This window comes from Nitratidesulfovibrio oxamicus (genome assembly GCF_015731765.1).
In the GTDB taxonomy this organism is placed as follows: Bacteria; Desulfobacterota; Desulfovibrionia; order Desulfovibrionales; family Desulfovibrionaceae; genus Cupidesulfovibrio; species Cupidesulfovibrio oxamicus.
Genome location: NZ_VRYY01000274.1, coordinates 1 through 3,469, shown reverse-complemented (window position 1 = coordinate 3,469; position 3,469 = coordinate 1). Strand labels below are relative to the sequence as shown.

The following is a 3,469-nucleotide window of genomic DNA, read 5'->3' as shown; positions in this document are numbered from 1 at the left end:
AGCGCGGCGATGAGCCGGTCGGCAAAGACGTAGCCGTGGTCGCGCGCCACTTCGCGCAGGCTGCCCAGGCGCACGGCGATGGCGCCCATGCTGGCCCGGTGCCCGGCGGCCAGGTCGCACTTGCCCTCCGACGCGGTGGAAAAGCAGTCGCGGATGCAGTCCACCTCGCGCGCTATGGCGTCCAGCAGGTGTTGGCGGGTGGCCAGGCCCGTCACCGGGTCGGTCAGGCTGGCCTTGTACAGTTGCAGGTTTTCCAGGCACAGCCCGGCCACGCCCGGCAGCACCGGAGACAGCGCGCGTGCCGTGCGCGCGGGCACGCCGCGCGCCACGAATACGCCCAACTGCTGGCCCTGATGCATCAGGGGCACCAGCAGCTTGCGCTCCTGCGGCAGCCACAGCGGCTCCGGGCCGCTGGCGGCGCGGGGAAAATACAGGCTGTACGCCTTGAAGGGCAGCACGCGGGCCATGGCATCGCGCAGGCGGTGTTCGAAAACGATCAGGTCGCGCCGGGTAAGCGGTATCTGATGCATGGTTTGGGCCGGGCTTTCGGACCGTGCGTGCGGACAGACGGGGTCGGCATGCGCGGAGGGCTGGAAACTGTCGGACGCGGCGGCTCCGGGTGCTGTGGGCTGCTTCATGGGTATGGCTTATACCGTTTTTTCGCACCGTTGGAAAGGTGTGCGGCGTGGCGCGCGGCACGTTGCGCCGGGGCCGGAAGTGGTCTGTCGCAGTCGGCGCACCGGGGAAAGGTTGAACCGTATGGTGGCTTGGGCTATGGTCCTGATCGTCCGGTCTGGCCGGACAGGTGTGGCCGAACAGGTGTGGCCGGACAGGTTACATATCCGGCGCGTACCGCCCCGCCGCACCTGCGGCAGGCCCGTCCGTTTCCGGCTTCATCCACGCCGGGCGCAATTCCCAAACGCAGTTGCCAAGAATACACCGGGAACACACCCAGAATACCCCCATGACGGATCCGCATATTTCCGATGCATCCCGTGCCGTGCTCGACGCCCTGCACCGGCGGCGCAGCATCCGCCGCTTCACCGGCCAGCCGGTCAACCGCGACGAGATCATGGCCATGCTGGACGCGGCCCGCTGGGCACCCAGCGGCCTGAACAACCAGCCGTGGCGCTTTCTGGTGGTGCAGCCCGGCGATCCCCGGCAGGAGGCGCTGGCGGGCTGCACCAGGTATGCCCGCATCGTGCGCGATGCCGGGGTGCTGGTGGCCGTGTTCCTCGACCGCGAGGCGTGCTACCACCCCATGAAGGACCATCAGGGAGCGGGGGCCTGCATCCAGAACCTGCTGCTGGCCGCCCACGCGCTGGGGCTTGGCGCGGTGTGGCTGGGCGAGATCGTCAATCAGGCGGAACAGGTGGAACAGGCTCTGGGCCTGCCCGCCGGGCGGTATGAATTCATGGCCCTCATCGCTGCCGGGCACCCCGCCCAGCGCGGCTCGTCCGACCGCGTCCCCCTTGAAAACCTGCTGCTGGAGGCCCTGTGAAGCCGCGTATTTCCACCTTTCCCATGGGGCCGCTGGAGACCAACGGCTACCTCGTGCACCTTGACGGGGCAGCCGTGGCCGTGGATCCGGGCGGCACGCCGCGCCCCATGCTCCAGTATGCGGAAAAGAACGGGCTTGCGCTCACGCACATCCTGATCACCCACCTGCACTTCGACCACATCTACGGCGCGGCGGCCCTGGCGGAAGCCTCCGGCGCGCCGGTGCTGGCGGGGACCGCCGACGCCTTCCTGATGGAAACTGAACTGGGCCGGGGCGGGGCCTTCGGCTTTCCGCGCGTGACGCCGTTCAGCTACCAGCCGGTGGAGGAGGGCGACCTGGACCTGGGCGCCATCGCCTGCCGCGTCCTGGCCACGCCGGGCCACACGCCGGGCAGCCTGTCGTTCCATTTTCCGCAGGCGGGTGCCGTGATCGTGGGCGACCTGCTGTTCCACCGGTCCATCGGCCGTACGGATTTTCCCGGCGGCGACCTGGACGCCCTGCGTCGCTCGGTGGTGCAGAAGATATTCACCTTGCCCGACGACACCGTGGTCTACCCCGGTCACGGGCCGGAAACCACAGTGGGCTCCGAAAAATTGAACAATCCGTACTTCACGGATTTTTCCCTGTAGGGGCAGCCCGCAAGCGGTTCCTGCCGCCCTTCTGCGCCCGTCAGAAGGACGCGCAGCATGCCGCCGGGCAAACTGCCACGTGCGTACCTTATTTCGAAACACCCCCTAGCCTTTACGCACGGGCTGTTATATGCGGAGCCCATGGACATGTCGGAACCGTTGCTCGTCGATTTGCGCGCCACCTGCTGAGGGGTGGGCATGGAGGTAGGTTGGTACCTCCGTTTCAAGCCTGATGCGGCTCTGGTTTTTCTGGTCGGCCACGGGGCCGTGGATGCGGCGCTGGATACGCTGCACACGGTTTCCGGCTGGCAGGCCGAGGTCACCCGGCACGAGGGCCATGCGGAGATCCGCTTCCGGCGGGGCACTCCGGATGGCCATGATGCGCGGCGGCACGTACCGGATTTGCCGGACGGGCCGGGCGGGCCGACGGGGCCAAACGATGCCGGTGGGGGACGCCACACCGGGGGGCACGGCAAGGAGTAGCCATGAACACAAGCATCATTCCTGCCCGGGCGTTGTCATGCAGCCCGCGCGCCAACGGCAACAGCGACAAGCTGGCCGCCCTGTTCGCACGCGGATTCGCCGAGGCTGGCGGCAACATAGAAGTGACGCTGATGCGCCAGTACGAGGTACGTCCCTGCGTGTCCTGCTACCGTTGCCAGCACGATCCCAACGGTTGGTGCTTCCTGGAGGGCACCGACCGCAGCGCTCCGCTGTTCTCCATGCTGCAGGAGGCCCCCGCGCTGTTCTTTGCCGCACCGGTGTTCTTCTACCACCTGCCCGCCATGTTCAAGGCGTTCATCGACCGCGGCCAGTCGTACTGGCTGCGGCGCGAGGCGGGCGACCCCCTGCTGCTGTCCCTGCCGCGTCGCACGGCCTGGGTGGCCCTGGTGGCCGGGCGCAAGAAGGGCGAACATATCTTTGACGGCAGCCTGCTGACGCTGCGCTACTTCCTGGCGGCGTTCAACATCACCCTGGCCGAACCGCTGCTGCTGGCGGGGTATGACGGCCCGGACGACATCGCCAATGATCCTGCAACCTGTACGCGGGTGCTGGAATACGGGGGCAACGCCGCGCGGGCCATGTTCGACGGCCAGGCCATGGCCGTGAACCAGTAGCCGGTGCATTCCCTTTGGGCACGCCTTGCGGCGTGGGTGCGCGCCTGCGGCCTGGCTGAAGTGCGCTGCGCCGCCTGCGGCAGGCCGTGTGAAGGGCATGCCGCAACGCTTCCTGATGTGCCGTACGGCGGGCAATCCGCCGCACCGTCCCGCCCGGCGGAATTCCCTTTCCGGGCCCCTGCCTTGTGCCCGGCCTGCGCCGCGGCCCTGGCGCCGCGCCG

General features: G+C 68.3%; 4 protein-coding genes and 1 pseudogene. 4 read left to right on the top strand and 1 reads right to left on the bottom strand.

Going from position 1 to position 3,469, the window contains the following annotated elements:
- A pseudogene (locus tag FVW20_RS10130) lies at nucleotides 1-530 on the bottom strand (diguanylate cyclase); the annotation flags it as partial.
- 434 nt (nucleotides 531-964) lie between these two features.
- Between FVW20_RS10130 and FVW20_RS10125 the strand changes: the two are divergent.
- The 4 genes from FVW20_RS10125 to FVW20_RS10110 all read left to right on the top strand — a co-directional run bounded on the left by FVW20_RS10125 (nucleotide 965) and on the right by FVW20_RS10110 (nucleotide 3,248).
- Nucleotides 965-1,501, top strand: a complete 537-nt coding sequence (locus tag FVW20_RS10125; RefSeq protein WP_196609339.1) for a nitroreductase family protein — start codon at nucleotides 965-967, stop codon at nucleotides 1,499-1,501.
- Nucleotides 1,498-2,130 (top strand): MBL fold metallo-hydrolase, encoded by a 633-nt coding sequence (locus tag FVW20_RS10120; protein ID WP_307831477.1) that lies wholly within the window; start codon nucleotides 1,498-1,500, stop codon nucleotides 2,128-2,130. The genes FVW20_RS10125 and FVW20_RS10120 overlap by 4 nt, the downstream gene beginning before the upstream one ends.
- Nucleotides 2,131-2,328: 198 nt before the next feature.
- Nucleotides 2,329-2,613 carry a hypothetical protein gene (locus FVW20_RS10115; protein WP_196609337.1) on the top strand — a complete coding sequence of 95 codons (285 nt, stop codon included), beginning with the start codon at nucleotides 2,329-2,331 and terminating at the stop codon, nucleotides 2,611-2,613.
- Nucleotides 2,614-2,615: 2 nt separating this feature from the next.
- Complete coding sequence (locus FVW20_RS10110; RefSeq protein ID WP_196609335.1) at nucleotides 2,616-3,248, top strand: flavodoxin family protein; 633 nt, start codon at nucleotides 2,616-2,618, stop codon at nucleotides 3,246-3,248.
- Nucleotides 3,249-3,469 lie beyond the last annotated feature (221 nt).